The organism is Bradyrhizobium australafricanum (assembly GCF_020329495.1).
Taxonomy (GTDB): domain Bacteria; phylum Pseudomonadota; class Alphaproteobacteria; order Rhizobiales; family Xanthobacteraceae; genus Bradyrhizobium; species Bradyrhizobium australafricanum.
Genome location: NZ_JAGKJL010000005.1, coordinates 141,592 through 167,082 on the forward strand (window position 1 = coordinate 141,592; position 25,491 = coordinate 167,082).

At 63.3% G+C, this 25,491-nt stretch carries 22 protein-coding genes and 2 pseudogenes; 11 read left to right on the forward strand and 13 right to left on the reverse strand.

The genetic code is table 11. The annotated features are described in order from the left end of the window. Positions 1-70: 70 nt before the first annotated feature. From J6525_RS06980 to J6525_RS07015, 8 genes and pseudogenes are all read right to left on the reverse strand, one after another. Positions 71-2,932 (reverse strand): coiled-coil domain-containing protein, encoded by a 2,862-nt coding sequence (locus tag J6525_RS06980; protein ID WP_225643108.1) that lies wholly within the window; start codon positions 2,930-2,932, stop codon positions 71-73. A 123-nt stretch (positions 2,933-3,055) separates the two neighbouring features. Beyond that, on the reverse strand, positions 3,056-3,670 hold the full coding sequence (locus J6525_RS06985; RefSeq protein WP_092079179.1) for a DsrE family protein: 615 nt from the start codon (positions 3,668-3,670) through the stop codon (positions 3,056-3,058). A gap of 35 nt (positions 3,671-3,705) precedes the next feature. Next, the gene (locus J6525_RS06990; RefSeq protein WP_225643109.1) at positions 3,706-4,299 is read right to left on the reverse strand and encodes a hypothetical protein; all 594 of its coding nucleotides are present in this window, start codon (positions 4,297-4,299) and stop codon (positions 3,706-3,708) included. Between the two features lie 32 nt (positions 4,300-4,331). Next, the gene (locus tag J6525_RS06995) at positions 4,332-5,336 is read right to left on the reverse strand and encodes a TAXI family TRAP transporter solute-binding subunit (protein ID WP_225643250.1); all 1,005 of its coding nucleotides are present in this window, start codon (positions 5,334-5,336) and stop codon (positions 4,332-4,334) included. 219 nt (positions 5,337-5,555) lie between these two features. Beyond that, positions 5,556-6,911 (reverse strand): alpha-amylase family protein, encoded by a 1,356-nt coding sequence (locus J6525_RS07000; protein WP_225643111.1) that lies wholly within the window; start codon positions 6,909-6,911, stop codon positions 5,556-5,558. Then, entirely contained in the window at positions 6,889-8,319 is a 1,431-nt protein-coding gene (locus J6525_RS07005) for an MFS transporter (RefSeq protein WP_225643113.1), read from the reverse strand. Before J6525_RS07005 ends, J6525_RS07000 begins: the two co-directional genes overlap by 23 nt. A 267-nt stretch (positions 8,320-8,586) precedes the next feature. Beyond that, a complete protein-coding gene (locus J6525_RS07010; protein ID WP_225643115.1) occupies positions 8,587-9,870 on the reverse strand; it encodes a 3-hydroxyacyl-CoA dehydrogenase in 1,284 nt (427 codons plus the stop codon). After that, positions 9,867-10,865 (reverse strand): annotated as a pseudogene (locus tag J6525_RS07015) (acetyl-CoA C-acyltransferase); the annotation flags it as partial. The gene J6525_RS07010 and the pseudogene J6525_RS07015, both read right to left, overlap by 4 nt. Positions 10,866-10,933: 68 nt before the next feature. Between J6525_RS07015 and J6525_RS07020 the strand changes: the two are divergent. From J6525_RS07020 to J6525_RS07065, 10 genes are all read left to right on the forward strand, one after another. Next, positions 10,934-11,239, forward strand: a complete 306-nt coding sequence (locus J6525_RS07020) for a hypothetical protein (RefSeq protein ID WP_225643117.1) — start codon at positions 10,934-10,936, stop codon at positions 11,237-11,239. Then, complete coding sequence (locus tag J6525_RS07025) at positions 11,239-11,544, forward strand: hypothetical protein (RefSeq protein WP_225643119.1); 306 nt, start codon at positions 11,239-11,241, stop codon at positions 11,542-11,544. The genes J6525_RS07020 and J6525_RS07025 overlap by 1 nt, the downstream gene beginning before the upstream one ends. Then, a complete protein-coding gene (locus J6525_RS07030; protein ID WP_225643121.1) occupies positions 11,544-11,870 on the forward strand; it encodes a hypothetical protein in 327 nt (108 codons plus the stop codon). Before J6525_RS07025 ends, J6525_RS07030 begins: the two co-directional genes overlap by 1 nt. A gap of 3 nt (positions 11,871-11,873) precedes the next feature. Continuing rightward, positions 11,874-12,284, forward strand: coding sequence for a hypothetical protein (locus J6525_RS07035; protein ID WP_225643123.1), 411 nt, complete (start codon positions 11,874-11,876; stop codon positions 12,282-12,284). Next, on the forward strand, positions 12,284-12,643 hold the full coding sequence (locus tag J6525_RS07040; RefSeq protein WP_225643125.1) for a hypothetical protein: 360 nt from the start codon (positions 12,284-12,286) through the stop codon (positions 12,641-12,643). The genes J6525_RS07035 and J6525_RS07040 overlap by 1 nt, the downstream gene beginning before the upstream one ends. Positions 12,644-12,648: 5 nt before the next feature. Then, entirely contained in the window at positions 12,649-12,960 is a 312-nt protein-coding gene (locus J6525_RS07045; protein ID WP_225643127.1) for a hypothetical protein, read from the forward strand. Positions 12,961-12,971: 11 nt separating this feature from the next. Further along, positions 12,972-13,691 carry a hypothetical protein gene (locus tag J6525_RS07050; protein ID WP_225643129.1) on the forward strand — a complete coding sequence of 240 codons (720 nt, stop codon included), beginning with the start codon at positions 12,972-12,974 and terminating at the stop codon, positions 13,689-13,691. Next, positions 13,688-14,038 (forward strand): hypothetical protein, encoded by a 351-nt coding sequence (locus J6525_RS07055; RefSeq protein ID WP_225643131.1) that lies wholly within the window; start codon positions 13,688-13,690, stop codon positions 14,036-14,038. Before J6525_RS07050 ends, J6525_RS07055 begins: the two co-directional genes overlap by 4 nt. After that, positions 14,039-14,308 (forward strand): hypothetical protein, encoded by a 270-nt coding sequence (locus J6525_RS07060; RefSeq protein ID WP_225643133.1) that lies wholly within the window; start codon positions 14,039-14,041, stop codon positions 14,306-14,308. Between the two features lie 400 nt (positions 14,309-14,708). Next, entirely contained in the window at positions 14,709-14,867 is a 159-nt protein-coding gene (locus J6525_RS07065) for a PDDEXK family nuclease (RefSeq protein WP_225643135.1), read from the forward strand. Between the two features lie 386 nt (positions 14,868-15,253). Here the strand turns inward: J6525_RS07065 and J6525_RS07070 are convergent, their stop codons facing one another. After that, the gene (locus J6525_RS07070) at positions 15,254-15,577 is read right to left on the reverse strand and encodes a hypothetical protein (RefSeq protein WP_225643137.1); all 324 of its coding nucleotides are present in this window, start codon (positions 15,575-15,577) and stop codon (positions 15,254-15,256) included. Between the two features lie 545 nt (positions 15,578-16,122). On the opposite strand from J6525_RS07070, the pseudogene J6525_RS07075 reads away from it, so the two are divergent. Then, positions 16,123-17,066: pseudogene (locus J6525_RS07075) on the forward strand (5'-nucleotidase). Between the two features lie 409 nt (positions 17,067-17,475). Here the strand turns inward: J6525_RS07075 and J6525_RS07080 are convergent. From J6525_RS07080 to J6525_RS07095, 4 genes are all read right to left on the reverse strand, one after another. After that, positions 17,476-22,779, reverse strand: coding sequence for a sacsin N-terminal ATP-binding-like domain-containing protein (locus J6525_RS07080; protein ID WP_225643139.1), 5,304 nt, complete (start codon positions 22,777-22,779; stop codon positions 17,476-17,478). Between the two features lie 148 nt (positions 22,780-22,927). Beyond that, positions 22,928-23,263: a ubiquitination-like system serine protease family protein gene (locus J6525_RS07085; protein WP_225643141.1), complete on the reverse strand. Its 336-nt coding sequence runs from the start codon at positions 23,261-23,263 to the stop codon at positions 22,928-22,930. After that, positions 23,260-24,648, reverse strand: a complete 1,389-nt coding sequence (locus J6525_RS07090) for a ThiF family adenylyltransferase (RefSeq protein ID WP_225643143.1) — start codon at positions 24,646-24,648, stop codon at positions 23,260-23,262. Before J6525_RS07090 ends, J6525_RS07085 begins: the two co-directional genes overlap by 4 nt. After that, a complete protein-coding gene (locus J6525_RS07095) occupies positions 24,645-25,394 on the reverse strand; it encodes an E2/UBC family protein (RefSeq protein WP_225643145.1) in 750 nt (249 codons plus the stop codon). The genes J6525_RS07090 and J6525_RS07095 overlap by 4 nt, the downstream gene beginning before the upstream one ends. Positions 25,395-25,491: the final 97 nt, after the last annotated feature.

Sequence of the window (25,491 nt, forward strand, 5' to 3'; positions counted from 1 at the left end):
CGAAGCTGATCGCGGTGGTGCCCGTCGTTAGGACGATTGCGGTGAAATTGCCGGTGGATTGGCAAATGCGCTATCGGCGCAGAGCTTCCAGACGCGATTTCGCCTCATGGACTCCCGCGGCGTTGGCCTTGGCGTAGAGGTCTTGCGCCCTGCGCTCGTCGCCGCGCGTGCCGTAAGTCCCCCACTTCGCAAGAATCAGGGGATCGTAGGTTTCTGCCAGCGCGAAGCTCGCCTGGGCGCTGCCCATTTCCACGGCGCGCTCGAGTACAAGCCGCGCCGCGCCTATGTCGCCCTGACGCAACAAGGAGCTCGCCCGCGCAACCAACCCTCCGGCTTCCGCAGCCTGCTCGGGAGCAGGCTGGGCAACCGCGCGAGCAGGCGCCGCTCGCGTCTGTTCGGCGGTTGGATTGGTGGCCACTTCGATGGACTTGTCCCGCGCGGTCGCACCGGTCGTCAACGCCGCGCCGTGCGCCTTGCGATCCTCGGCCTCATACGCATGGATTGCGCTCCGCGACAAAGGGAGGTGCTGTGCCTGCACGTCGATCCTGGCGCGCAATTGCCTCAATTCGGCAGCGCTGGCTTCCGCCGCCTGCTTCTGCAGCAAGATTTCCTCGCTTGCCTTTGCCGCCCGCGCCGTCTGGGTCTCGCTGTCGCGATGCGCTGCCGCCAGATCTTGCTCCAACCGCGTGGACCGCTCACGCTCCTTTTGCAGGTCCGTCGCAGCGCTCTTCTCCACCGCCCTCAGCCGGGACGTTTCCTTGCCCGCTTCGCTCACCAGCACGGCCTTGCTCTCGACATCACGTCGCGCCGCCGCAAGATCTTGCTCCAACCGCGCGGACCGCTCTCGCTCCTTTTGCAGGTCCGTCGCAGCGCTCTTTCCCACGGCTTGCAGCCGGGACGCTTCTTTGCCCGCTTCGGTCACGAGCACGACCTTGCTCTCGACATCACGTCGCGCTGCCGCAAGATCCTGCGCCAGCCTGGTGGACCGCTCATGCTCCTTTTGCAGCTCGGCCGCACCGCTCTTCTCCACCGCCTTCAGCCGGGACACTTCCTCGTCTGCTTTCGTTGCCAGCGCCGTCTTGGTCGCGACATCGCGCCGCGCTGCCGCGAGATCCAGCTCCAGCCGGTCAGCCCGCGCCGCTTGCAGTGAGTTCTGCAACTCCGCCGCACCGCTTTCCCTTTCCCGCTTCAGTCGGGCGCTCTCCTCGCTTGCTTTCGCCGCCAGCGCGGTCTGCGTCTCGACATCGCTGCGGGCAGCCGCAAGATCCTGCTCCAGCCGCACCAGTCGCTCACGTTCGTCCGGTGTGGCTTTGTGAACCGAAGCTGCGCCGTTCTCAGCCACCTGCCTGAGCTCCGCCGCTTCTTCACCGGCTTTGCGGGCCTGCGCCTCGAAGGCGTAGATCGTGCTTCGGGTCTGGGAAAGCTCCTGTGCCAGCACGTCGGCCCTCGCGCGCGATTCCCGGAGCTCGGCGGCCCCGGCCTCCACCGTCCGCTTCTGCCGCAGGGCTTCATCGGCCGCCTTTGCCGCCAGCGCGGTCTGGGCCTCGACATCACGCCGCGCGACCGCAAGATCCTGCTCCAGCCTTGCGGACCGCTCTCGCTCCTTTTGCAGGGAGCCCTGCGACTCGGCCGCTCCGCTTTCGCTTTGCTGTTTCAGTCGGGAAACCTCCTCGCCTGCTTTGGTCGCCAGCGCGGCCTGGGTCTCGACATTGCTGCGGGCAGCTGCAAGATCCCGCTCCAGCCGCGCGAACCGCTCACCTTCGTCGGGCGTGAATTTGCTGACCGAAGCCGTGCAGCTTGCAACCGCCTGCCTGAGCTCCGTCGCTTCGTCTCCGGATTTGCGGACTTGGGCTTCGTATGCGTAGATCGAGCTCCGTGACAGCGAGAGGTCTTGTGCCAGCGCCTCGGCTCGTTCGCGCAATTGCCTGAGCTCGGCAGCTCCGACGTCCGCTGCCTGCTTCTGCCGCAGAGCTTCTTCCTTTGTCGTTGTCGCCAACGCCATCTGGGTCTCGACATCGCGCCGCGCTGCCGCCAAATCCTGCTCCAGCTGCGCGCTCCGCTCGCGCTCCCGTAGCAGGGACGACTGCAGCTCCGTAGCGCCGCTTTCACGCATCCCCTTCAGCCGGGAAACCTCCTCGCCTGCCTTTGCCGCCAGCGCCGTCTGGGTCTCGACGTTGCGGCGCAATGCCTCGAGATCCTGCTCGAGCCGCGCGGAGCGCTCGCGCTCCCGCTGCAAATCCGCCGCGCCGCCTTCCGCCGCTGCTTTCAGCCGAGACGCTTCCTCACCTGTTTTTGTCGCCAGCACGGTCTGGGTTTCGACATCACGCCGCGCTGCCGCCAGGTCCCGCTCCAGGCGCTCCGCCCGCTCACGCGTCTCTTGCAGGGAGTTCAGCAACTCCGCGCCGCCCTGCGCGGCCTGCTTCTCTTCGGCGGCTTTGTCCGTCAACGCGGCCTGGGCCTCGATATCGCGGCGCGCCGCCGCGAGACTCTGCTCCATCGACTCGGCCCGATAGCGCTCCTGCTCGAGACGTTGCAGCAACTCGATGTCACGTCTTGCATTCGTCAGTTCGCAGGAGAGCGACTCCGCCCAGTTGTATTCCCGTTTCGAGGCCTGCCCCGTGTCGCTGACGCTCGCTTGGGCGACCTGCACCGGTCTGTCATTGCCGCCTCGCCCCGGCGGTAAGGCTTCAGAAGCGCGGTTCCTTGCCGCTTCGATGAAACCGAGACTGCGGGCAGCCGCCGAATGCTGCGGTTGCGTCGATGGGTGGGCTCGATCCGGGGAAGCCCGTGTTTCCGGCGCGCATGCCATTGCGAGCATGGCAGCGGTCGTCCACGACAACGCGGACCGTCCCGCCTTGGGCAGCAGCCGGCGCGACGAATCTGCGATGTCGCAGCCGGCAACTGCCTTGTCCTTGAGGATCACCGGGCCCATCCGCAATCACCTGTCGCGCGGCGACACGATCTGTTGAGGTACGGCATTATGCGCCGTACCGCAGCGCGAAGCCTACAGCCCGCATGGAGGACCCCACCCACCCCTTTCGGGTTAGGCCACAGGTCACGGCTTCACATAGGACCAGCCCTTCTCCTGCAGTTCCATCACGCGCACGACGCCTGACTTCACCACCTCCGCCTGGCGAACAATCGGGATGTCCTTGTTCTCGGCCTTGTGCATTTTTTCCTGGGTATTGCCGCAGGCCTTGAACGAGACCTCCGGCGTGCTCAGCGCCATTTCCTCGAGACGGGCTTTCACCGGCGACGTGTCGTCGCGCAGCATGTGCAGCCCAGGCCCGAAGGTGACCACCTCGATCTTCACCTTCTCGCCGAGATCCTTGTAATATTGCGCAACGTTGACGGCATTGTTGAGCGCGAGATTCATGGCTGCGGGATCGTTCGTGTTCACCTGCAGGATCAGGTTGTGGGACTTGGCGTTGGATGGAAGCCGGGCGTTGGCGTCGAGAGGAGATCGTTCCCTCTTGTGGGTGGTCGCCTTGCGCGAGACATGAACCCTTTGGACCTTTTCTGAAACGTGCTGATAGTCCGCAGTGCGGTTCGTTGTTGTCGGTGTCCAGTACCGTCCGCCGCCTTGCTCCGCCGCAGCGTATGAAGCGGCCAGGAGCGCCGTTGCGGCTCCGATGATGGTTACCTTCGCAATATGCTGAAACACGCGCATGGATACCTCCTGTTAAAGACACGTTATTCAAATCCCTAGCCGTTGGGTTTTGCGGTCGGCTGTGGCCACCTGCAGGCAGCGGTGATCTTCGCGCGCACCACATCCATCCCGCCCAACGGAAACACCGCATCCAGCGCCGGTCCGGTACGGGGTGCGAGGTGAATATTGAGACCTCCGCCGTCCGGAAGGGACTGCAGCAAGCGAACCACGTCACCGCCGAACGCAACGCCGGTCCCGGACGCAGGCACAGCTGCCGCGACTTGCTGCGGCGGACCGTCGTTGATGCGGTAGGAAATCGCATATCCATCGCCGCGACCGGACACGCGGGAGCCCGCGACGATCAGTTCGCTCCGCCCGCCATGGCAGCGAATCGAAAGCGTCATTGCGCTTTCGCCAGCACCGTCGCGCGATGACGTCGTGGCGGTGGCGACCGGTGAATAGTCGAGCGGTGAAGTCGTCAGGCTGACGACCCAGCTGTTACCCAGGTTCGCCTGGGGCAGCGCCGACGCCCGCGGTGTCTTCTCGGAGCACTCCGGCCGTTCGGAGCGTTCCTTGGCGGAGCAATCGCGGAGCTGAGCGATCTGGCGATATCCTGCCGCCTGCGCCGAAGCAATGCCGCTTGCGAGCAAGACTCCAGCCACCGCGCAGGTCGCCGCGCGTCTCATTGCGATGTATTTGCGGCGGCGCGCGGCTCGCGATCGAGCCACGCCTGCGCTGCGGGGAAGCGCGTCAGGCCGGGAACGGTCGCGGCGAGATTGATCGTCTTCCACTTTTGGTCGAAGCCCGGCTGCTGCAGCTTGTCGATCCGCGAGAACAGATACTCCACGAAGCGCGCAAGGCGCTCATAGCGGTTCGATTTGGCCGGAAAGTTGAAAGCCACCAGGGCGGTCGGCACTGCGATTGTCGTGACGCGCTCGCCCTGCTTGATGAGATTGGGATATTCCGTGGCCTCGAGCGAGGCGGGAAGATAAAAGTCTTCGAACCTCCTGTCATAGGGAACAGGCAGGAACTTGAACCCCGGCTCCCAGCGGCCGCGCACGAAAGCATCCACCGGCTTCGAGGTGATGAAGACGACCGCGGCCATCTCGCCCTTGCGCATCTGCTCGAGCGCGACCTGATGCGGGATGAAGGTTTTTTCCACATCGAGGCCCAGGCGGCTGAAGATCAGCGGCCCCGAATAGGCCGCCGCAGTACCCAGATTATTGAAGTTCACCTTCTTGCCGGCGAGATCGCTCAGGCTTTGGATCTCGGGACGAACGAAGATATGCAGTTCGGACGGAAACAGGTTCAGCACGAAAGCCAGCCGTTGCTGGATATCCGGCACCTGGCTCCGGTATTCCTCGAGCACGTCGGAATTGATGATGGCGGCATCGATCCCGCGCAAATACAGCAGTGAGTTCACATTCTCCGTCGGCCCGCGCGTCACGACCGGCAACACATGCAGCTTGTCGCCATCGTCTACGACGCGGGCGATTTCGGCCGCGAGACGAATGGGCGCGCCCTCGAGCAGGCCCCCGGCGAGGCCGATCGTCCAGGCATTCATCGTCACCTGCGGCTTTTGCGACGGCGGCTCACGGCGCAATTGACGCGGTGCAGCAGGTTGCGCCTGTGCATCCACGTTTGACAGCGGAACGGTCGTGAGCAGCGGAATCAGCAGCGCCAGCATGCGCAACGGGTGCAATTCCCTTTTTGCGGTCTGTCCCATGGGATCTCCGCCCTCGCCGATCGGTGATTTTGTCGTAGTTTCATGCAGTTCATCGGCGCGCGCTATTTCTCCCCATGGGGGAGCCCACTACTCCTTCCGGATTATCCATTGTGCGTGTCCCCACGCCGCGGCAGCGAGGGCTCGACAAGCCCGGAACCAGTCGCGCCTGACCGGCTGCCGCTAGCCCAGGATAGCCCACCCATGCGGCTGCAGCGTGAGCTCGGTCCTTGCGCCCGCCCTGCGCACCGCAACTGACCCTGCGAGCCTGTCGACGCCAGAGTCGATGGTGCGTACAACCGCTGCGTCGGCCAGGTTCAGAGCAACCCATAGCCGATTGCCTTCGTCGAATGCTTCGAAGACAAGGTCGGAATTGCGAAGCTCGATCATACGGGACTTCGCCCGGAGCAGCCATGGATGCCTCCGCCGCAGTCCGATCAGCTCCTGATGGAGCCGGTAGACCGGCCAGCCAAATGGCGCCAGCTCGGCTGGCGCCGCCGGAAAGGTCGGACGGATCGCGTCGTCACCTCCGGCACGACGCTCCTTGATCCCGCGGAACGCCTGTTCATCCCCGGCGTAGATCGAAGGCGTGCCGCCACAGGTCATGAGGATGACCAGCGCGTGCGCGATATGCCGTTCGTCCAGAAGCTGGCTCGCGATCCGCGTGACGTCGTGATTGCCGATGAACGTCTGCGGCACGAAGCGGTCGAGCATCGCATTGTGCCGCCCGAGCGCCCATGCGAGTTCATGCAAGTTGCGATCGTTCAGGGCACTCCAGATCGCCTTCCAAAGCTCGTATTGCGTGACGGCATCGACACCGGTCTCGGCGACGAATCCGGCATAGTCGCCGTGGATCACCTCGCCGAAAATGTAGGCGTCGCCATGCCGCGCGCGAACTGCAGGCAGGACGCGCCGCCAGAATTGCCGCGGGACGGCATAGGCTGCGTCGAGGCGCCAACCATCGGCACCGCGATCAAGCCAGTGATTCATCACGCGGATGACATAATCGACGACCGCGGGCTCGTCATGGTTGAGCGTCACAAGCTGGTGGTGACCCTCGAAGGTCGCGCAATCGGGCGCCTGACCGTCCGGGGGCCAGGTCAAGCGAAACCAGGCGGCATCCGGCGATTGCGGGCCGCCGGCGACGGCGCGCTGAAAGCGTGGAGATTCACGGCCGAAATGGTTGAACACGCCATCCAGGATGATGCGCAGGCCACGGCCACGGGCTGCTGCGACCAATGCATCGAAGTCCGCATCGTCCCCAAGCCGCCCGTCGATCAGGAAGTGATCGATAGTATCGTATCCGTGGGTCGACGAGGCAAAGATCGGCCCCAGCAGGATACCGGATGCGCCAAGATCGACGGCGTAATCGAGCCATCCCACCAGGTGGTCAAGGCGATGCACGATGCCGGCACACGCGCCGGTCTCCCGTTCGGCGCCGACGAAGCCGAGCGGGTACACATGCCACCAGACGGCATGCTCGATCCAGTTGCTCCCGCGACCCTCCAAGCCGTATTCACTCCTCAAGCCGGTCACCACCCTTGACGAAGGTCATGCCGATCGCGCCGAGCGTCAACAGCACGGCGATCGGAACGAGACCGACAGCCTGGGACTGAAAGCGCGCCGTCAGGATGCCAACCAGCATCGGTGCGATCCAGACCGTCGTACTGGCAGTCAGGCCGAACAGCCCGAAATACGAGCCGACGCGCATCGGCGGTACGATCTGAATGATCATGGCGCGCCCCGACGCGATCGAGGCCACCGCGAATGCCGTCATCGATCCCGACAGCAGCATGAAGACGATTTCGGGCAGGGTTCGAAAAACCGGGCCGTTCCACAGCGGCGGCGCGGCCGGATCATGGGGCCAGAAGAAGATCATCCTGTCCGGCGTCGTGCCGAGAACCATGACCAACAGCACGACCGTAATCGATATCTGGACGATGATTGCGCGGCGCGTGCCAAGTCGCGCGTTCAGGCCTGCCGCAAGCAAGCCGCCGAGAGCGGCGAACGCGATCTTGACGACGGCAAAACTCAGCAGCTTGAAGCCGTGCCATCCCATCACGCCCGAGGCATAGATGCCTTCGAAGATGATAAGGGTGTGAAAGCCGTCGGCATAGAAGGTGCGGGCGATCAGGAATTTCAGCAGGTTTGGCTGCCTTCGCAGACCGGCGATCAGGGCGAATACGTCCCTTGAGCCGAGGCGGACCGCCCTCACGAAGCTCTCGCCCGATGCCGGCGCGTCGATGGTGAAGCGAAGCAGCATGAACAGGCCGGCGCAGGCGAGCGCCGCGATCAGAGGTCCGATCAGCCGCTCCATCTCGTGGCTCGCCTGCGAGAAGCCAAACAGCGGCTCGTCGGGGATCCCGAACCAGTGCAACTGCCCGGGAAGCGCAAATCCCCACAACAGGAACGTCATGATGGCGACGGACACGAGATTTGCGATACCCAGGCTGACACCCGAGTAGCGGCCAACCCGCGACATCCCGACCGCCGGTCCCAGCATCGCGTTATGCAGGATCTCGGAATAGACGAACAGCAGATTGAGCGCCATCACGATCACCAACACGGCAGCGACCGACAGTCCGCTGCGGTCCGGCTTCGCCCACCACAGGCTGACCAAGAGCGGCAGCGAGATCAGGATGCAGGCCGTAATCCACGGCTTTCGCGGACCCATCCGGTCGAGCGACGCGCCGAGAAACGGCACTGTCACGGCACCGACCAAACCTGCAGCAAAGCCGTATCGCGCAAACAGCGTTTGTCCGAGCATGGGATCGCCGATCATGACCTTGCTGACATAGGGCGCAAAAATGTAGATCTTGAGCAGAACCAGATACGGGATCCGGGTCGCCTCGTAGCCGACCCAGGACCATGCGCTGAGCGTCAGGGCGCGCGAGCCAGGGCTTGCGGTCGCGACGGGTCGCGATACGGCAATAACATCCTCAGACATCCGGAGCGTTTCCCCTGTGGCGTGGCTGCTGCGTCACACGCGGTTGTTACGACGGGCTCTTGCGATCGGGCGCCACAAACCTGGCGACCGACACCGGCCGTTGCATCGATCCTATCGTCACCGATCGCGATCCGCCTCATCCGCGCGGGACGCACGCGCACTTCCATGGATATGGAAATAGCTGCCGGCGCGGAAAGCGAAGACCGGCAACGACGCTCTCACCGAATTCGACGCCGGGCTCCTCTCGCGACGAAAATACGCCGCCGGTCAGTTGGCATGTCCAGCCGATGCGGCGCTGCGTGCGAGCCGCGGCGACAGTGCGGCATCCGAACCGAGCTTTTCGGCATGGAACTGAAGACGCGCGGCGATGCGGCCGAGCCCGACGCGTTCCGCCCAGAACATCGGGCCTCCCGTGCGCGCAGGCCAACCGTAGCCATTGAGCCAGACCACATCGATATCGGACGCGCGCTGCGCGATACCCTCATCGAGGATCTTCATGCCCTCGTCGATCATCGGATAGAGCAGCCGCTCCAGAATTTCTTCGTCCGTGACCCGACGCGAACGATAGCCGCGGCTCCGTGCAAACTCGGCAATCAGCGCCTCCACTTCCGGCGACGGCGTCGCGACACGCTCGGCGTCGTAGTCGTAGTAGCCCTTCGAGGTCTTCTGTCCGCGTCGGTCGCGTTCACACAACAGATCGCGAATGCTTTCGCCCTTCGACGTCTCGCGCCGCCAGCCGAGATCGAGGCCCGCCAGGTCGCCCATCTGGAACGGCCCCATCGGAAACCCGAATGCGGTCAGCACGCGATCGACATCCCAGGGCCTTGCTCCTTCGAGGATGAGCCTTTGGGCCTGCGCCTGTCGCCGGCCGAGCATGCGGTTGCCGATGAACCCCGGGCAGACACCGGAAACGACGGCGATCTTGCCGATCCGGCCGGCAAGGTGCATTGCGGTCGCAAGCTGCGACGGTCCCGTCTTCGCCCCACGCACGATTTCGAGCAACCGCATGACATTCGCCGGCGAGAAGAAATGCAGCCCGATCACCGCCTCGGGCCGGCGCGTCTCCGCGGCAATCGCGTCGATATCGAGCCGGCTGGTGTTCGACGCCAGGATGGCGCCCGGCCTTGCAATCGCATCGAGCTTGCGAAACACATCCTTCTTGACCGCCATGTTCTCAAACACGGCCTCGATGATGAGATCGCAATCGGCAAGCTCGTCGATGACGAGGCCCGGCGTCAGCAATGCCAGCGCGCGCTCGACGTCTTCCGCGGCGAGGCGGCCGCGGCTTGCGGCGCGCTCGTAGTTTCGCCGGATCGTGGCGACACCCCGCTCCAGCGCGGCCTGGTCGCGCTCGACGATCGTCACGGGAATCCCGATCGACAGGAAGTTCATGGCGATGCCGCCCCCCATCGTACCGGCGCCGAGAATCCCGACGCGCTTGATCGGGATCCTCGGCGTATCGGCACTCGCACCATCGATCCGCGCCGCATTGCGCTCGGCGGCGATGATGTGCTGCTGCACTTCCGACAGATCGGCCTCGCGCTTGCTCATGCAGTCCCTCCATGAAAGATCTCGAACAGGCCGGCGGCGCCGATACCGCCTGCGCAACACATCGTCACCACGCCATAGCGGGCCTTGCGACGCCTCCCCTCGTGCATCAGATGTCCGACGCAGCGCGCGCCCGTCATTCCATAGGGGTGACCGATCGCGATCGCGCCGCCCGAGACGTTGAGCCGCTCGTCGGGAATGCCGAGCCGGTCGCGGCAATAAAGCAGCTGCGATGCGAACGCCTCGTTCAGCTCCCAGAGGTCGATATCATCGATCCGCAGCCCGTTGCGTTCGAGCAGCTTGGGTATCGCGAGGACCGGGCCAATGCCCATCTCTTCCGGTGCACAGCCGGCGACCGCCATGCCGCGATAAGCTCCGAGCGGCTCGAGGCCACGCCGCTCCGCCTCCGCGGCTTCCATCAGGAGTACCGCCGCAGCGCCGTCGGACAGTTGCGAGGCGTTTCCGGCGGTGACGAATCGCCCCTGCTTGACAAAGTGCCCGCCGGCAAACACCGGCCTCAGCTTCGCGAGATCCTCAAGGGTGGTTTGCGGACGATTGCCTTCATCCCGCGTCAGCGTGACCTCCCTGACGGTGGTTTCACCGCTGGCATGCTCGGTGACCGTCATCTCGGTCCTGAGCGGCACGATTTCCCGGTCGAAGCGGCCTTCGGCCTGCGCTATCGCCGTCCGCTGCTGCGACCGCAGGGCATAGTCGTCCTGCGCCTCGCGGCTGACACCGTAACGTTCCGCGACGAGCTCGGCCGTCTCGATCATCGAGCTCGTGAGGCCCGTCGCATGGCGAAGGATCCAATCGTCCCACGCCCGGAAGCGATTGACCTTGTCGTTCTGCACCAGGCTGATCGATTCCAGGCCGCCACCGATCGCGACCGGTGCACCGTCATTGATGATGTACTTCGCGGCAGTCGCAATTGCCATCAGACCGGACGAGCATTTGCGATCGATCGACATTGCGGCGACGCTGTCGGGAAGTCCGGCGCGACGCCTGCGCCGAGCGCGGTCTGATGCTGACGACGCTGCGCCAGCAGCTGATGACGGGTCGCTGATCGATGCTGATGCGCATCCCCACTGCCACCCTTCACGGCGCGGTCGCCGGCAACAGGGTATGGACCGAGGCCGAGCGCGAAGTACTCGTCGACCTCTATCTCACGAACCCCCGCCCCTCGATGGACGTGATGGCAGCCAAGCTCGGCCGCACGAAGGACGCCATCAGCACGGAGGTCAGCCGCCTGTGCTTGCGGGTGCCGGGCGCTCAGCCCCGCAAGTGCCTGCCGTGCCAGCGCCCCTTCTTCTCCTCGTGGATCGGCTACCGCATCTGCCCGCGCTGCGAGCTGCTTGTCATGGAGTGTGCGTGATGACCGAACAGAGCAATGTCCTCCCATTCCGCCAGAAGCCGCAGGCGCCGAAGGTCGTCGGCAAAGCGATGTTCACCGTGAACGTGAACGACGCCGAGTATTTCGTGGAGAAGGCCTTCATCCCGGAGACCGGACACGGCTTCGGCAAAGTCGTCGACGACAACGGCAAGCTGATCATGATGTACCCGACGTCGACCATCCCTGACGCTTTCGTGGGGCGGATGATCATGGCTTATCGCACGGGCTACAGCGAAGGCTTGCACAATGGAACCGGCGTCGCCGCGAAGCTGAAGGAAGGTGCGTGATGAAGCGCCCGCCGCCCGAGACGGTGCCTGGCATCCCCGAAGCGCAGCCGCTGCGGCTCCGGATGGTCGGCACCGCCATCTTCGAGCGCGGCTGGCGCGTGCCGCTCGCAAGCGGCATCGGAATGAGCCGCCGCAATCTCTACTACATCCTCGACGGCAAGCGCTCGATCGACCCGACGCAGGTCGACGTCCGCCTCCTGCACCTGATCACCCACGAGCGCCTGCAGAGCGAACGCCGCGTCCGCGCGCTGCGCAAGCTCCAGAACAAACTGTTGGCTCACATCGAGTACGTCGAGGCGGCGAAGATCGCCTACGGAAAGGACTGAGACATGGCGCAGCGCTGGCCCAATCTGCTGCACTGGCAGCTGCTCGAGAAAGTATACCGCGCGACCGACCACGGCTCGTGGCGCGCTTGGGCAGCCGCCGACCTCGGCGTGGCGAAGAAGGATTTGCGCCACAGCTTCGACCGACCGCTCGACGCCCAAGAGCTCGACGCGCTGCTCGCGCAGCTGAAGCGACGCGCCGATCGGCATCGCGCTTTCATCGAGCGTGAATACCTCGCGAATCTCGGTGCCGTGCAGAGCGCCGTCCATGAGGCGCAGTACGACCTCCGGCACGCGGTGATGCTCGAAGCCGCCGCAGAGAACGAGAAGCGCGACCTCGCAGATTGGATCGCGAGCCCGGCTTACGCGCGGGAGCGCGCGTTCTTCGCGGACTTGTTGGCAGAGGAGGCAGCCTGATGACGACGTACACGAAGCCCGGACGCTTTCCGCCGGCGAGCATGCGCTACGGCAAGCCCACGCCGGTCGAACTCAAGTTCGCGCCGCCCGAAGAGGCCGGTGAACGCGACGAGGATGGCCGGCTCCTGCTGGCGACGCCGCTCGCCCCTCCGCCGCGCCCTCCGACGACGGTGATGCCACCGCCGAACCTCCGCGCCGGCGGCATCGGCCAGCTGCCGCGCGCCATGCCTGTACCCGCGCGGGCGGGCGGTAAGTTGCCGCCGGTGACGGGCTCGCCGGAGGCAATCGAGAAAGCCCTCCGTGAAGCTCGGCGTCAGCTGCGCGAGCGGCCCATTATGCCCGACGATATTCCGTGGTGAGCGCCATGCAGATGACGATGTTCGGCCCCCGCGAATGCCCGACCGCGACCGCCGAGATGCTGGCGGACCGCCGCCTGCGCGGCGCCATCCACGCGATGCGCCGGCGCAACGACTTCGAAGGCGAGGAATGGCCATTCGTCGAAGGCATCGGCGAACTCGGCCACCTGCGCGCGTGGGCCGTCGAGAATCACGGTGTCCGCTCCGTCGTAGTCGGCTCGACCGTCTTCGCTGAAGACGATTTCTCGAAGCTCCTGAACCGCGGCATCCACTTGGCCGCGCGCGCGGTGTTCGATCGCCTCGACGCGGGAGCCGCATGATGCAGCAGGAGATGGATTTCGGCGCGTTTGCCACGCCGGCATGCAACCAGGTTCGGCGCAAGAACTCGCCGCCGTCGCCGGACGCGGACGGCCTGTTCGACGCCACAGGCGTCGATATCATCTGCGGGCGTCGGCAGTGTCACTTCGAGCCGGTGATCGACCTGCTCGGTCGCGTCCAGTTCATGGAGACGCGCGTTCAGCTGGTGACGATCGCGCCGGGCCGCTGGGACCCGGCGGCGATCCTGGCGGCGTGCACGCGCGCGCACGGCAACCGGGTGTACGAGGTGGACACCTCGAGGGTGACGCCGGCGAACCCCAGCGGCCTCGACGAATTGAAGATCGCACGCATCGTCGGCGCCGACGGGGTCAGGCCGTACCTTTCCAAGAAGTCTCGCTATTTCGAGGGTAGACTCGGCGTCGTGACGCCGGCAGCCCGTCCCGTCCAGGCAGAGCGACGCTACAATATTCTGCGCCGCTCGGAGGCAGGAAAGCCGACCTGGGCGTTCCGCTCGCTTCTGTTCGACGTCAGGGGGCCGCGCACCAGCGACTACAAGGTCCGCCGCGCGCTGCGCGCCCTCGAAGATGCGGGCCTCATGCACATCCAGCTCGGCAAAATGGGCGGCATGGCGACGGCTAAGTGCACCTGGACGACGCGCGCCTACCTGACCGCGCCTGAATTCTCGCTTTACGACGAGGACGCACTGGCGCAGATCGCGGCGGGGCTTGCATGACCTGGGACGACGACCGACAATCTCCGACCGAATGGCTGCTGCGCCACAAGGACCCGACGTGGCGGCGCTCCCAGCGCGAAAAGGAGGCCATGCCGGAGCATCCGCGCTGGGAGCGCGATTACTACTTCCGCTCTCCGGACGGCTTGCATCAGGGCCTTTCTGTCCAGCTCGACTCTCCGGTCATGCAGCAGCGTGTGCGCGACTGGCTCGTGCTCAGTTTCGACAAGCGCAACGTCCCGCAGTGGATCCACGATCTGATCGAGCGCGAACTGCCGAAGGAAGGTTGGGATCTCCGCGACGGCTGGGACCCCAAGGTGCTGCTGAAGCCCAAAGATCCGGAATCGTAAGTGCGCCTGACGCCAGCACCCCTGCATCTGCTGATCGCGATCTCGCGTGGCGCCATCCTGCACGAGTGCGTGCGGGGAAGGTGGTACACCCTAGAGCGGCCGGAACGGGGCTTCGCTCGCGTTCACACTCGCGCCGTCAACACGCTGAACAAGCTCGCGCTGATCGAGCAGACGGGCGATCTCACCTGGCATGCCTCCGGTGCCGGCCGCGCGTGGCTGGCCGCGAATGGAATTGCGGCGAATTTGGAGAAACCAGAAATTTGTCCGTGACCGGACAGGGGAAGTAACGGGGGGTGTCAGCGAAAATGCCGTACGCGTGACGGGCGTCACGACTAACGCTCGCGGCCATTCGTGTGCTCTTTGGAAGCGAAGGCGGTTCCCTGCCATCCGGTGGTGCATAGCGGATCGCAGCGTGTGTGAGGTGTAAGACAGTGTGCGATAGATCCGCAACTAGACCCGCGAAGTCCGATATATCGGACGATGCCACCCATGCGAGCCGAATTGTCGTCTAAATCGGACACGCGCGACCGGGCGCAGCGCCTCGCCGGCGACGTTCGCTTCGATTTCAATGATGGCAATAATTGCGGAGACTGACGTCAGCGCTTTGATCACCGCCATCCATTCCCAGCTCAGGGGCGGCCGGTGTCGAACGTTCACGGGAAAGACCTACGTGGCGACCGCTTCGGCGACGCGCCGCATGTCCGACCTGGGGGTCGACTGCGGAAACCCGGCGGACGACTCGCTCGAGGCGGACGAGCCGACGATGGTCGTGGAAGTGCTGTCGCCGACCAACGAAGGCTTCGAAGTGACGCTCAAGCTTGCGGAGTAACCAGTCGCTGGAATCGCTTGAGCGGATCATGCTCGTCGATACCGAGGCCCCAAGAGTGCACGTGTATTGGCGCGCCGAGAACGCAGCTTGGGAAACTCGCGTGCTCAGGGGCCCAGATGCCGAGGTCGACCTCGGAAGCCTCGGAGCGGGTCTGAAATTGCGCGAGATCTACGATGGGCTGGAGTTCAGGCCGCGCCTAAGGCTCGCGGAAGCGCCACTCGGCTCCTAGCCGAGGGGATGCCGCAGTCCGGCCGCATCGGGCGAGACCGCCGGCGCGCGTGAGATTTGAGATGGGTCAAGGCGAACCCACGGCATCGGCCTAGAGTTGCATCTGTACCGAGCGGCATGAGCGCTCAGGTGCTGTTACGGTTGCGGGGCTTGGACTCCTAGGCTCTCCAGGCTCCACTCCCTGATTTTAGGACCGCAGACAGGGAGTTGGCTCCGAGAGCGACTCCGCCGAACGACGACCGGCGCTGCGGGTCGGACGACGACAGGATTGGATACTTGGAATCCGTCTCGGCGCCCGCTGGTTGCCGGCCCCGCAGATGGAGGTGACGGAATTCGTGGTAGGGATCGATTGCCTTCTTATCGGTGTTCAGGCTGAGCGAGTAGCCCCAATCCCAGTCCTCGATCGCGACGACAAAGTAGACGTCCTCCTCGTGCGGCCTGCGCTTCCGCTTCTTCCTGGTCGGCTTCGGATCGGTAACCATCGGGATCCCGCCTCTCGGCCCAGCGGCGCCAGGCTATCCGAGTCGGGGAAGCTCATCGAGACGTGAGCCTGCATCACTTGGCGCTGCCTGGCGCGCCGCCCTGCACGAAGTGAACTCTAACTTTGTCACGGCCCGATAGGCGCGCCCGAGTTTTCCGATCCGCTTTGACTCTCTCGACGTACGAAGACGGAAGTGGGGCGACTTTGGGTTCTCTTCCTGCGAGCGACAACCGGCTCTGTTCACGCCGCAACTGCCTCAGCTCCGCGACGATTTCCTTCCGACGCCCCTCGCTTGTGCACGTCTGCAGCTCCTCGCGAAGGTTGTCAATTCGAGACACCAGCTTGATAACAATGGCCCGCCGTCTCTGCTGCTGCTTCTTGCTGATTATGGAAGGACGTCGAGGACCACGGCTCAACTTTGGATCTCCTGCTGATTCGCCAGGACTGAAGCTTTCCGAAGGAAAGCCCAACCGCGAGCTACTGGCAACGCGGCTTCGTATTGGAAGAAGGTTGAAGTAACGCGCATCGCGCGATAAGGCATTCAAGATGAGCGACATCCGCGAAACTCTCAGATCTCAACCCTTACGGATAGGCATTTCTACCCGCTCCCTCTTCAATCTCGAAGAAGAGCACGCAGTATTCGTGAATGAAGGAGTGCAAGCCTACGCAACGATGCAGCTTAACCGAGAGGACACTCTCATCGAGAAAGGATCCGGATTCGAAGTCGTAGAACGCCTTTTGAGACTGAACGAGCCGGGTCAAAAGCCGTATGTTGAAGTGTATTTGCTATCGCGGAATTCACCCGACCTCTCCCTTCGAGCGTTTCATTCCATCGACAACTACGGGCTCAGCATAAAGGCCGGCAGCTTCACTAGCGGCCGCCCTCTAGGCCCCTTTATTTCCGCATGGGAGTTCGATCTTTTTCTTTCCAATGAGATCATCGACGTAAAGGCAGCAATCGAGGCGGGGGCCGCCGCCGCGAAACTCGGCATAGCCTCTCAGTCTCGCCAAGAAGACCCAGGTGATGAAGTTCGCATCGCGTTTGACGGCGACGCGGTCGTGTTCAGCGCCGAGTCCGATGAAGTCTACAAGACCCACGGCTTACAGGCATTCCTGCAGCACGAACGGGAAAATGCAAAAACGGCGATGTCCGGCGGTCCGTTCGGCAAATTCTTGCGAAAACTCTCGATCCTTCGACAGATCTTCATGAACGACCAAGGCGTCAGCAGAGTACGCATCGCCATTGTCACGGCACGTACGCGCCTGCCCATGCCGGCGTGGTGCACACGCTCCGTGATTGGGGAACGCCAGCCGACGAAGCCCATTTCGTGGGCGTACGTCCCAAAGGTCCGATACTGAAAGCACTGGGCGCTCACATTTTCTTTGACGATCAAGAAAAGCATGTCCTCAGCGCTTCCCAGGTCGTTGCCTCCGGCCACGTTCCCGGCCCACACGACCCTGACGAGCCGATAATCCCGGCAGATCTCTAAAGCCCTTCGCGCACCGTCCGTGGCGTCAATAGCCGTGCTACGGCGAGCCAGGTCTGGGTCCGCTGTCCGGTGACTTGGGTCGCCTAGGTCATTTGCAAGCGGAAGCCGCCGCCAAGCGTCGGCGCGGTCACCCAAACGCAAAAGCCTCGCTGCAAAGATCCAAATGCCAAGCCACACTCGATGCCTATAGAGTCGAGCATCGCTGATCCCGGAGGCCGCCGCGGGTCAAACCACATCACTCCAGACGAATGTTGCTAATGTCGATCGAGGCCATCAGCAGGTCGAAGACCGCCCGGTTGTCCGGCCCACGCACATAGGCGCGGCGGCGTGTCGGCACCCGTATCCCGTTGGCCTCGACAAAGCAAGCCGAGGGTGGCGGCACGAAGACGAACGCGCTTGCTCACCACTATCACCGCCTCTCGAACCGATACCGTACCGAGCCGCTCCGCACAACCCGAAACCTATTCCTCGTACCGGCGCTGACCGGATTACTCAGGGGCAGGACGCGCCAGCGCGAGGGGTCGAACACGAATGGCACATACAAGATCCTGAATCGGCGCTTACGTTCGAGACTGGCGCTACCTGCAATCTCGAGTTCCCGAGCGGTCAATTCGAATTCGCCACCTTCGTCCAGCGCCGACTTCACCTCATAGAGATATTCGTGTCGGGCAGTTTCGATACGAAAGTCATAGCCAAGGCTGTCGTCTCCTTCGCTTCCGGTACAAAAGGATGTCCGGTTCGAGGATACCCAACAATCGTCGGTCATTTCCTTGGGGTGACGTCGGCGGAGATATTCACGGGCAAGCCATTCGCTGGCGATCCCCATAGCCTGGCGAACAGAATCTGGAGGTTGGTTCCGCCAAGCTTGGCCTTTCCCACCGCTTGCCCCCGGGTGTCGCCTCTCTCCAGCGGATTGCTCCTGGATAGCAAGACGCGGTGGCCGGCTTCGATTGAACCAATCGGAACCTTGGGCGAGCGCAGTTTCAGCGAGCCGCTCGAACAGCGCGACGAAGCCGTCTCCACCGGTATCGAGCGGCTGATCGCCAAACGTGATCGTGCGCTTCTCGGCGTCCGCCTTGCGGCGTGCCTCGAGCGCCTCGCGCTCTTCGTGCTGGAGGTCGGCCTCGGTAAGCTCAAGATCCTCGATCGCATCCGTTTGCGACATGTCGAGTGGCCATGCCCCTACCCTTACCAGCAAAGTGGGAAGAGATTCCGGTTTGGCCGCCTCAAAGTCGATAAGTCCCTTGTCATGGAGGGCCCGTACGACCGGCTGGGGGTCCGCTGTGTCCATCAGCGAGGGGCGATCAACGTCCTTCTTTCGACACCAAGCGCGTATGAGGCTCGCGAGCCTCGCGTGGTTCGACGCGATGAGCTTACGATTAGCTGCGACGACGGATTCGAAATTGGGCAACGTGATCGACGGGTCATCGGGACCGAGGTGGGCCTCAGCTGCGGTGGAGGCGGCTCCAGCCACAAAATCGCGGTCAATCGTTTCGCGCTCCATCGGCCATGCTGGGTCGAACACGACAAACTCTAGCTTGCGGAGGGCAACATAGTCCCCAAGGTCCCGACCCTCGCGCCAGTTTTTGGCAAAGCGCCGGCGTACGCGATCAACCAGTGCGGGCGCAAGCTCGGCCATGAACACGCTGAACAGACGACGAAAGTCCGCCTCGCTGTTGAGGGGTGGATAGCCTAACTCGGCCAGCGTCCGGCCGTAGGCCTGGAAGTCGAAACCCATTCGCCGACGTATCAGAGCTTGGTCGTCTGTGACGTCGATTGCTGCGAGGGCTTCGCCTGCCGTGTCCGCTCCCAGTTCAGTGACCAGCCAGTCGCGCAGCTTTAGCGCTGGGCCAAGCCTGTCGTGTCGCTGCACTAGACTATCGGCTGTACTTCTCCCTCGTATGAATGAGACGATTGGCAGTACTGCGCGCACTCGTCGATCCACGCCTCCGCGTGTTGCGGCGAAGTGGTCCCGGACAACACCTACGTCGCGGCGTATGGCGCGTGCGAGCATGTCTTCGCTCGGCGCCACGGAAGCATCCGAGTAACCTTCGCGCGCCAGGCGTCCTAACATGGGCTCCAATGTGTTCCTGCGGGAGCCCACGAGCTTGGTGATAGCCGGTGCAGCCTCAAGTAAGAGATCGACGCTGATCGGCTCGTCGCCGGTGATCAGCAGCGTGGGGAGCCGGGCGTGTGGAACCCCCTGGACGCGATCGTCGCCATGAGCCGTGATTTCCTGGTCGTCGATCAGAAGCGCAAAGCGGTCGCATCGCCTCAACCGTATTTGTCGTAGGCGATGGTCGAGCTCGTCGGTCGGCAGAGTGCGCAGTTCTAGTGCATCGCCGAGATATTCGTGGGCAAGGATCGCGACATCGCTCAGCCACGTCAGACTTCCAGCAGCGAAGTGTGGATCGGTCGGGTTAGGTTGGAACGTCTGTCCGTCGACTTGCAGTTGAACGTCTCCTGAATCGGCGAGTCTGGGTGTAAAGCCGCCGGTGGCGACCAGAAGGTCTCGGATGACCGCGCCGTCAGTCTCGCCAACGTCAAGGACGGCCTCACCGCGGTCGGCAAGCGCCCGCGCAGCGAAGCCCTGCCGCTCGGTGGTCACGTGAACAACGGGCGGCGCCTCGGGATCGGGCGCAAGCAGCTCGAACCCACCGGAGCGCTCCACGACAAGCTCCTGTAAGTTCCCAAGCGTTAGCTGTCGCTCCGCGACGTCATTCCATGCGCGACGGAGTTGCTCGCGCAGCTCACGTCGCTCCGCAGCCGACAAATCGGAGAGCGCGGTCGCCAGGGACGCGAGGCGGCCAGGCGCGGACTCAGCCGCAGCCCAGTCGCGAAGCCCAATTCGCTCGTCGAAAAGGATTGCGGGAAGTACCGCGCGGCTGCCGGGTTCCGCCGAGAATCGCGGGACAAACCGGGGCGGCACCTGGCGCATGACCGTCGTCGACCAACTCTGACTAGGCGTATCGAAGCTGGCCTCATCGCGCCGCAGGCTCGCTGGCCAGGGGCTCTCCCGAAGGAAAACCTGGAGCGGCGTTGGCAATGCGACGCTCTGAAGCCCACGCCAATGACTGAGTCTGAAAGTGAAATGCGCTTCACCATTCTCGCGAAGATATGCGACGATTAAGTCGGAAAGTGCTTCCCGTGCGGCGGGTGATAGCCAAGAGTGCTCAAGCTGGCCTGGCAAGCGCCAAACCTCACCCTGGAGCTGATATTCGGTATGTGGATAAGCGAAGCTCGCTTTCCGCGCATGCGCGGTCCATTGCGCATCGAGGCCCAGCTTCGGCACGCCCGAGAATAAGAGACCGTTCCAAAAGTTCGAGGGCGTTCCGGCTCGATGAATCGCGCCGGCGATCGGTTGCAACCCATCACGGACACCTAGCACACCAAGGAAGCGCAACCAGTCCTCACGCCGGTCGTCGGATGCGGCGCGCGGCCAAGTACCAAAACTGATGACTAGCTTACCCTTCTGGTCATCGGCGTCTGCGGACTGTGGCGCCGCTTCGTGCAGATACAGTTCGAGCATCCGGCCGAGCGTGCTCCACGAGGCCGATAGGGACGTGTCGGACGCGGCGAACCACCCCCCGAGACAAGGAACAAATAAGCCTGATTTGCGGAGGCCGTCCTCGACTGCTTTCCCGCCCGCATTTCGCCAGACCCGATACGCCCAAATCAACACCTCACGCCGTTGGTTTTCGGTTGGCGAGCGACTAAGGGCCCCCTCAAGGCCATCGAGTACCTCGAGCGGATCGTAACGCCTCAGCAAACCCGCCTTCTCGAATGCACGCAAACTAGCCTCGGAAATCTCGATCGACTGTTTTAAGAACCGGAACTTGCGGAAAAGTGAGGAGGGAGGGCTGGGCGGCCCCTCGCTGCGCCGCCCGCGCTCTTTGCCCACGCGATGGAACACGGGTGGGGCTCCATCGAGGCCCCTCGCTGTGGCTCCAAGCAACTTGTCATTGTTGTCTGGGAACAGCTTCTTGCCCTCAAGAGTCGAGAGCTGGACAGAGGCGGCCGCGTAGAGCGCGACGACGTCATCATAGAAATCGCGCCATCTGCGTGGGGACTGCCGAGCTTTCGCGGCGAGATGCGCAGCGATCGCTTCACTCCACTGCGAGAGTATGTCTTGGTTCGGTGCAAGCGGCAGCGACACGGCGGCAGCCAGGGCGCGGACGCGCGCGAGGCGCCCCTCGCCGATCGTGGGGAACAAGATCGTTGCATCGGCGACACTGGCAAGTTTGGCCGGCGTCAGCTGATGCGTGCGTATGTCGGGCCATGCATACAGTTCATTGAAGCTGACCCAGCGCGCTGGACCACCCGGCACCACGGGCCAGATTGCGGCCTCTGCCAAGGGGCGCCCAAGAGCGGCGAAGGCCTCTACGACCTTCGAAGTATGGGGAGCTGACCAAGCGGCAAGGTCGACCACGACGTTCTGTGGCAATCTGAAGTCGCCATCAACGATCGATAATGCAGCTTGCACGGCCGTCCTCGCAGCTGCCTCCAACAGAAAATTGTTGAGAGGTAGGTCCGCCTTAATCGAACGGCGGTCGATATCGGCGAAGAAGGGCGCGTCGATATGCCCGGCCATCGGCGACGAGGCGCGATCGTCCATTGGTAGGAAATTGAACAGCCGTGGCGCCGCGAGCATCGGGGAGTTGAGGGGGACCGCGACCGACACCACGGCGTCACCCTTCCAGGAAAGCCAACGCTTCAGCGGGGGCGCGGCAGCGATGCTGGCGCGAACTGCATCAAGGACCGCCGGCTTCGGTAGAACTTGCCGGGCGACCAGGAACGCGTTCGTCCGGTCGAGTGTCACGCGCTCCATCTGAAATCCCTGGGGAAGCTTGGCCTCGATTGGTGCGACCTTGCGCGTCAGTTGTGTACGCCTGGGCGGCTGCCCACGTTCTATGACGGCAGCTTCCAGCGACGACAACCGGTCGAGGAAAAGTAGGACTGGAGCGGGGGCGTCGAGGACCGTCGCCACCTGTTTGCGGGCCAGCTCGACCGCCACGGCCGTGGCGAGCGGAAGGACAACCACCGTGGCATAACCTTCCTTAGCAAGCCGGCGCACTTCGTTGGATTGCTCTTGAGCTGTAACGGGAACGAGATAGCGCGACACATTTGAAGCAACCTTGACCGCTGTTTCTGTGGAGGCACCAAGGTGACCCAGCCGCTCCTCTATTTCATTGGCGGTGGCAAAGCGGAAGCAGTAGCCGTCGAACCCGTCGGCCCTCGCGCGCCGACCGGCCGAGAAAATGTGGACATCATCTGTCAACGCTTCAACGCTGCGGAAGCCTAACCCCTTGTTGCCAATACCTTCGCCAATCTCTTTGTCGCTCGTTCCGATGTTGCGAATCGCTTCCAGATTCGAGGCCGTGAATGGACGGCCCTTGTTCGCGACGAGAAGCTCGCCACGGTCGGGACCATCTATGACAAGACGAATTGAAATCTCGCCCTCTTCGTCGGGGCGGTGCGCGTCGTGTGCATTCTGTAGAAGCTCGAAGAGAACACGGTCACCGTACTGGGTGCCGATCACGTCGTTGAGGTTCTTCAGACTCTCGTATGTCTTGAGCTTGCGATGGTGCGCGTCGAGCGCATGTTCCAGTAGCGAGCGTGTCAAAGCGTCTATCGTATCGGCTGCTGTCGACGGCGCGGGAAAGGCCACTAGCTGGCCCGCCAACTCTTCCGGTGATTCTTCGAAATCATCCATATCGTTACATCACGTCCAAACTATCGAACCGTCGCTGATCGACGGCGTCCGCTGGCGGATAAGCAAAAGGTTACGCCAATCCGTCCAGCGCGTTTTCCACAACAGTCAGCAGTCGCTCCCAAAGATGCAGCCTCGACGCTGGATACCGTCAGTCGCACCAAGAGATCTTGCCTGATCGCAACCAAAAATGCGACTTACATCCTTCGCGTAGCCAGACGGAGGGATGCAACGATACGTGGCCACGAGAATCGACAGAAACATCCCACCGCGGCTTCACCTCCCTCAGCACCATCATTTCCAAACGCTTTCCGCAGCCGCAAGGGCACCGCATGCCGACCGACCAGTCGTCCCCGTCGTCGCGAACCATGACAAGCCCCAAAAAAGGCAGCTTTTCCGGAAGCATGTCGCCATCAACGATCTGGAGCTTCCGGCGTGGCGTAAGGGCGGCGACGAGCCGCCGCCACCAGAGCGGCCTCTTCTTCATGCGACCCTCCGCCGCTTTGCCAACGCCGGCAGTCCGAGAAGCGGCTCGATTTCGCCGTCGGCAACGGGAAAGCGGTGCCCGTTCTTGAATTGGCCTTCGGAAAACGCGTCTTCGTCGCCTTCGGCGAGCATGAAGATTGTGCGTGCCCGCGTTTCGTTGGCGAACTCGCGGAAGGGAAACAGCCGCGCGATGAACTCCATGACACAGGCCGAAGCCGCGCGCATATTCAAGGTGATGACCCCGGGCGCTTCCTCTGCCATTCCCCGCAGATAACCGTCGGCGATTTTCCCGGCGAGCGCATGAGGCGCGGTGCGCGCGAGGTATTCCGCTTCGAGAAGCGCCGCGTCGTAGACGCCGCGATCCATCAGGCTTGAGCCGCCCGGATAGACGTAGTCCACCCTCCCGTAGACCTCGGCAATGCGGCGTCCGCCGTCCGGCAGTGGCTCAGTCGGAATTGCAACGCCGACATCAAAGAGAGGCATCGCGAAATAGGCGCTGAGCCGGTCGGCGATATGGCGGCCTTCCGCGGAGTCGACACACGAGAAGAGAATGTCAGCCTCGCGCGCCGCCAGGATAGCCTCGCGCGTTGCGACGGAACATGGCACGCTGATCACCTCGCCATCGCGACGATAACGCCGGATGGCGTCGGCAAACATCTCGACCTTAAGAACGCCGATGTCGTCCCGCGTCGCATTCAGGATGCGGTTGAGGTTGCGTTCCTCGATCTTGTCAAAATCGATGAGAATGATCTCGCCGACCCCGAGGCGGGCGAGCTGCTCGGCAACAATTGACCCTGTTCCCGACACGCCGATCAAGCAAATGCTGAGACGGCTGAGCGACGCGCGCATATCGCCGGTGAACGCCATCGGGGGGCTCAACGGGCCTGAGCCCGTTGCCCCATCGTTCCACCATGTTTCGATGTCCGCTCCGGCTTTCATCACGAGATCGATGGGTGTAGCGCGATCGTCTTCATAGACCCGCGCTCGCATCGCTCCACTCGCGATCATGATCGCCGAGCCGGGGGCGCGGTCCGTGCCGTGCCGGATAGCGTTCATCAAGATGCGATCACTTTCGTCGTCGGCGCTCGAGAAAGCAAAGAGCCCGCCCGGATGCGAGTGGACGGCGACCACCGCGTCACCGCGCGCCAACGCGCAGTCCATCGCCGCTTCCACAAATTCGCCCGGCCAGGTGATGAAATCCGGCCGGCGCGTACACTCTGCGTGAGGGACGCAGATAACTTCGCGTCCCAGCCATTTCGGGCGACGTTCGCCCGTCACGGTGCAGAGCAACAGCGCGGCGGCTTCGAGCCCATCACCCGGGAAAAGGTGCTCCCGAAGTTGGTCTGCCTGCTTCGCAGGCAGCACCAAGGTGTGATGCAGCTTCATTGGCCGACCTCACGGTGCAGAGACTCGTCCACGAGAGCGAGATGCGTCGCGAGCGTGTCACGGGCGGAGTCCCATTGACGGTGGCGCGACCACCGCTGAAATGGCAGGCCGATGATCGTCTCGATTTGCTGCGTCTGCGGGATCGTGGCCCCCGACGAAAGCGCGAGAGGCGGATGGCAGTAGAACATGTCGAGCTGAGCGCCGGGGTAGCTGACCGGCACCTCGACACCGATTGTAGCGGTCGCAACCTGATACCCCGGCGGAAGTGGATAGTTGCGGATGATCAGCCAGCGGCGGCCGGCGTCGATCAAGGTTTCCCAGTCGAATCCAAGGCGGTCGAGGAACGCCTCGTCTTGCGGCAGCATCGCGAAAGCAATCCGACGTTGCGCGCACATTTCCCCGTTGTTGATCTGCCGTGGGGTAAGGCGAAGTTTTTCGATGCCCTTGTGGCGCAGGTCGATAACAACGGCGAGATCCACCTCCCGCTTTGGCTCGCCCGCCACCTTGAGCACGATAATCCAGGGCGTATCGGGATTGAATCCGGCTTGTTGGATCGCCTCCCGGACGACAATCTCGGGTTTCCGCGACTCGATGATCACGCCCTGAACATTCAGTTTCCACACCTCTTGGTGGGGGTGATGATGGTCGTGCCCCCCGTGGTGATGATCGCCACGGCCTCCCTCACGGTGGTGGCGATTCGGCTCTTCGCCTTCCCCGTGCGGCTGGGGATGGTTCCCTTGGCTCATTTTATTCTCCGTATCTAGCTGTATTAACGTTACTTTTCGGTCGAAGAGACCGCGAGCCTGTACTTTGCTACCGTGCTGCGTCAGATTTGGACGTACA

Bases quoted from the DNA above. Each gene is read 5' to 3' on its own strand.
- J6525_RS06980 (WP_225643108.1), bottom strand. From the start codon at position 2,932: ATGGGCCCGGTGATCCTCAAGGACAAGGCAGTTGCCGGCTGCGACATC.
- J6525_RS06985 (WP_092079179.1), bottom strand. From the start codon at position 3,670: ATGCGCGTGTTTCAGCATATTGCGAAGGTAACCATCATCGGAGCCGCA.
- J6525_RS06995 (WP_225643250.1), bottom strand. From the start codon at position 5,336: ATGCTGGCGCTGCTGATTCCGCTGCTCACGACCGTTCCGCTGTCAAAC.
- J6525_RS07005 (WP_225643113.1), bottom strand. From the start codon at position 8,319: ATGTCTGAGGATGTTATTGCCGTATCGCGACCCGTCGCGACCGCAAGC.
- J6525_RS07010 (WP_225643115.1), bottom strand. From the start codon at position 9,870: ATGAGCAAGCGCGAGGCCGATCTGTCGGAAGTGCAGCAGCACATCATC.
- J6525_RS07020 (WP_225643117.1), top strand. From the start codon at position 10,934: ATGCTGATGCGCATCCCCACTGCCACCCTTCACGGCGCGGTCGCCGGC.
- J6525_RS07025 (WP_225643119.1), top strand. From the start codon at position 11,239: ATGACCGAACAGAGCAATGTCCTCCCATTCCGCCAGAAGCCGCAGGCG.
- J6525_RS07030 (WP_225643121.1), top strand. From the start codon at position 11,544: ATGAAGCGCCCGCCGCCCGAGACGGTGCCTGGCATCCCCGAAGCGCAG.
- J6525_RS07035 (WP_225643123.1), top strand. From the start codon at position 11,874: ATGGCGCAGCGCTGGCCCAATCTGCTGCACTGGCAGCTGCTCGAGAAA.
- J6525_RS07040 (WP_225643125.1), top strand. From the start codon at position 12,284: ATGACGACGTACACGAAGCCCGGACGCTTTCCGCCGGCGAGCATGCGC.
- J6525_RS07045 (WP_225643127.1), top strand. From the start codon at position 12,649: ATGCAGATGACGATGTTCGGCCCCCGCGAATGCCCGACCGCGACCGCC.
- J6525_RS07050 (WP_225643129.1), top strand. From the start codon at position 12,972: ATGGATTTCGGCGCGTTTGCCACGCCGGCATGCAACCAGGTTCGGCGC.
- J6525_RS07055 (WP_225643131.1), top strand. From the start codon at position 13,688: ATGACCTGGGACGACGACCGACAATCTCCGACCGAATGGCTGCTGCGC.
- J6525_RS07070 (WP_225643137.1), bottom strand. From the start codon at position 15,577: ATGGTTACCGATCCGAAGCCGACCAGGAAGAAGCGGAAGCGCAGGCCG.
- J6525_RS07080 (WP_225643139.1), bottom strand. From the start codon at position 22,779: ATGGATGATTTCGAAGAATCACCGGAAGAGTTGGCGGGCCAGCTAGTG.
- J6525_RS07085 (WP_225643141.1), bottom strand. From the start codon at position 23,263: ATGAAGAAGAGGCCGCTCTGGTGGCGGCGGCTCGTCGCCGCCCTTACG.
- J6525_RS07090 (WP_225643143.1), bottom strand. From the start codon at position 24,648: ATGAAGCTGCATCACACCTTGGTGCTGCCTGCGAAGCAGGCAGACCAA.
- J6525_RS07095 (WP_225643145.1), bottom strand. From the start codon at position 25,394: ATGAGCCAAGGGAACCATCCCCAGCCGCACGGGGAAGGCGAAGAGCCG.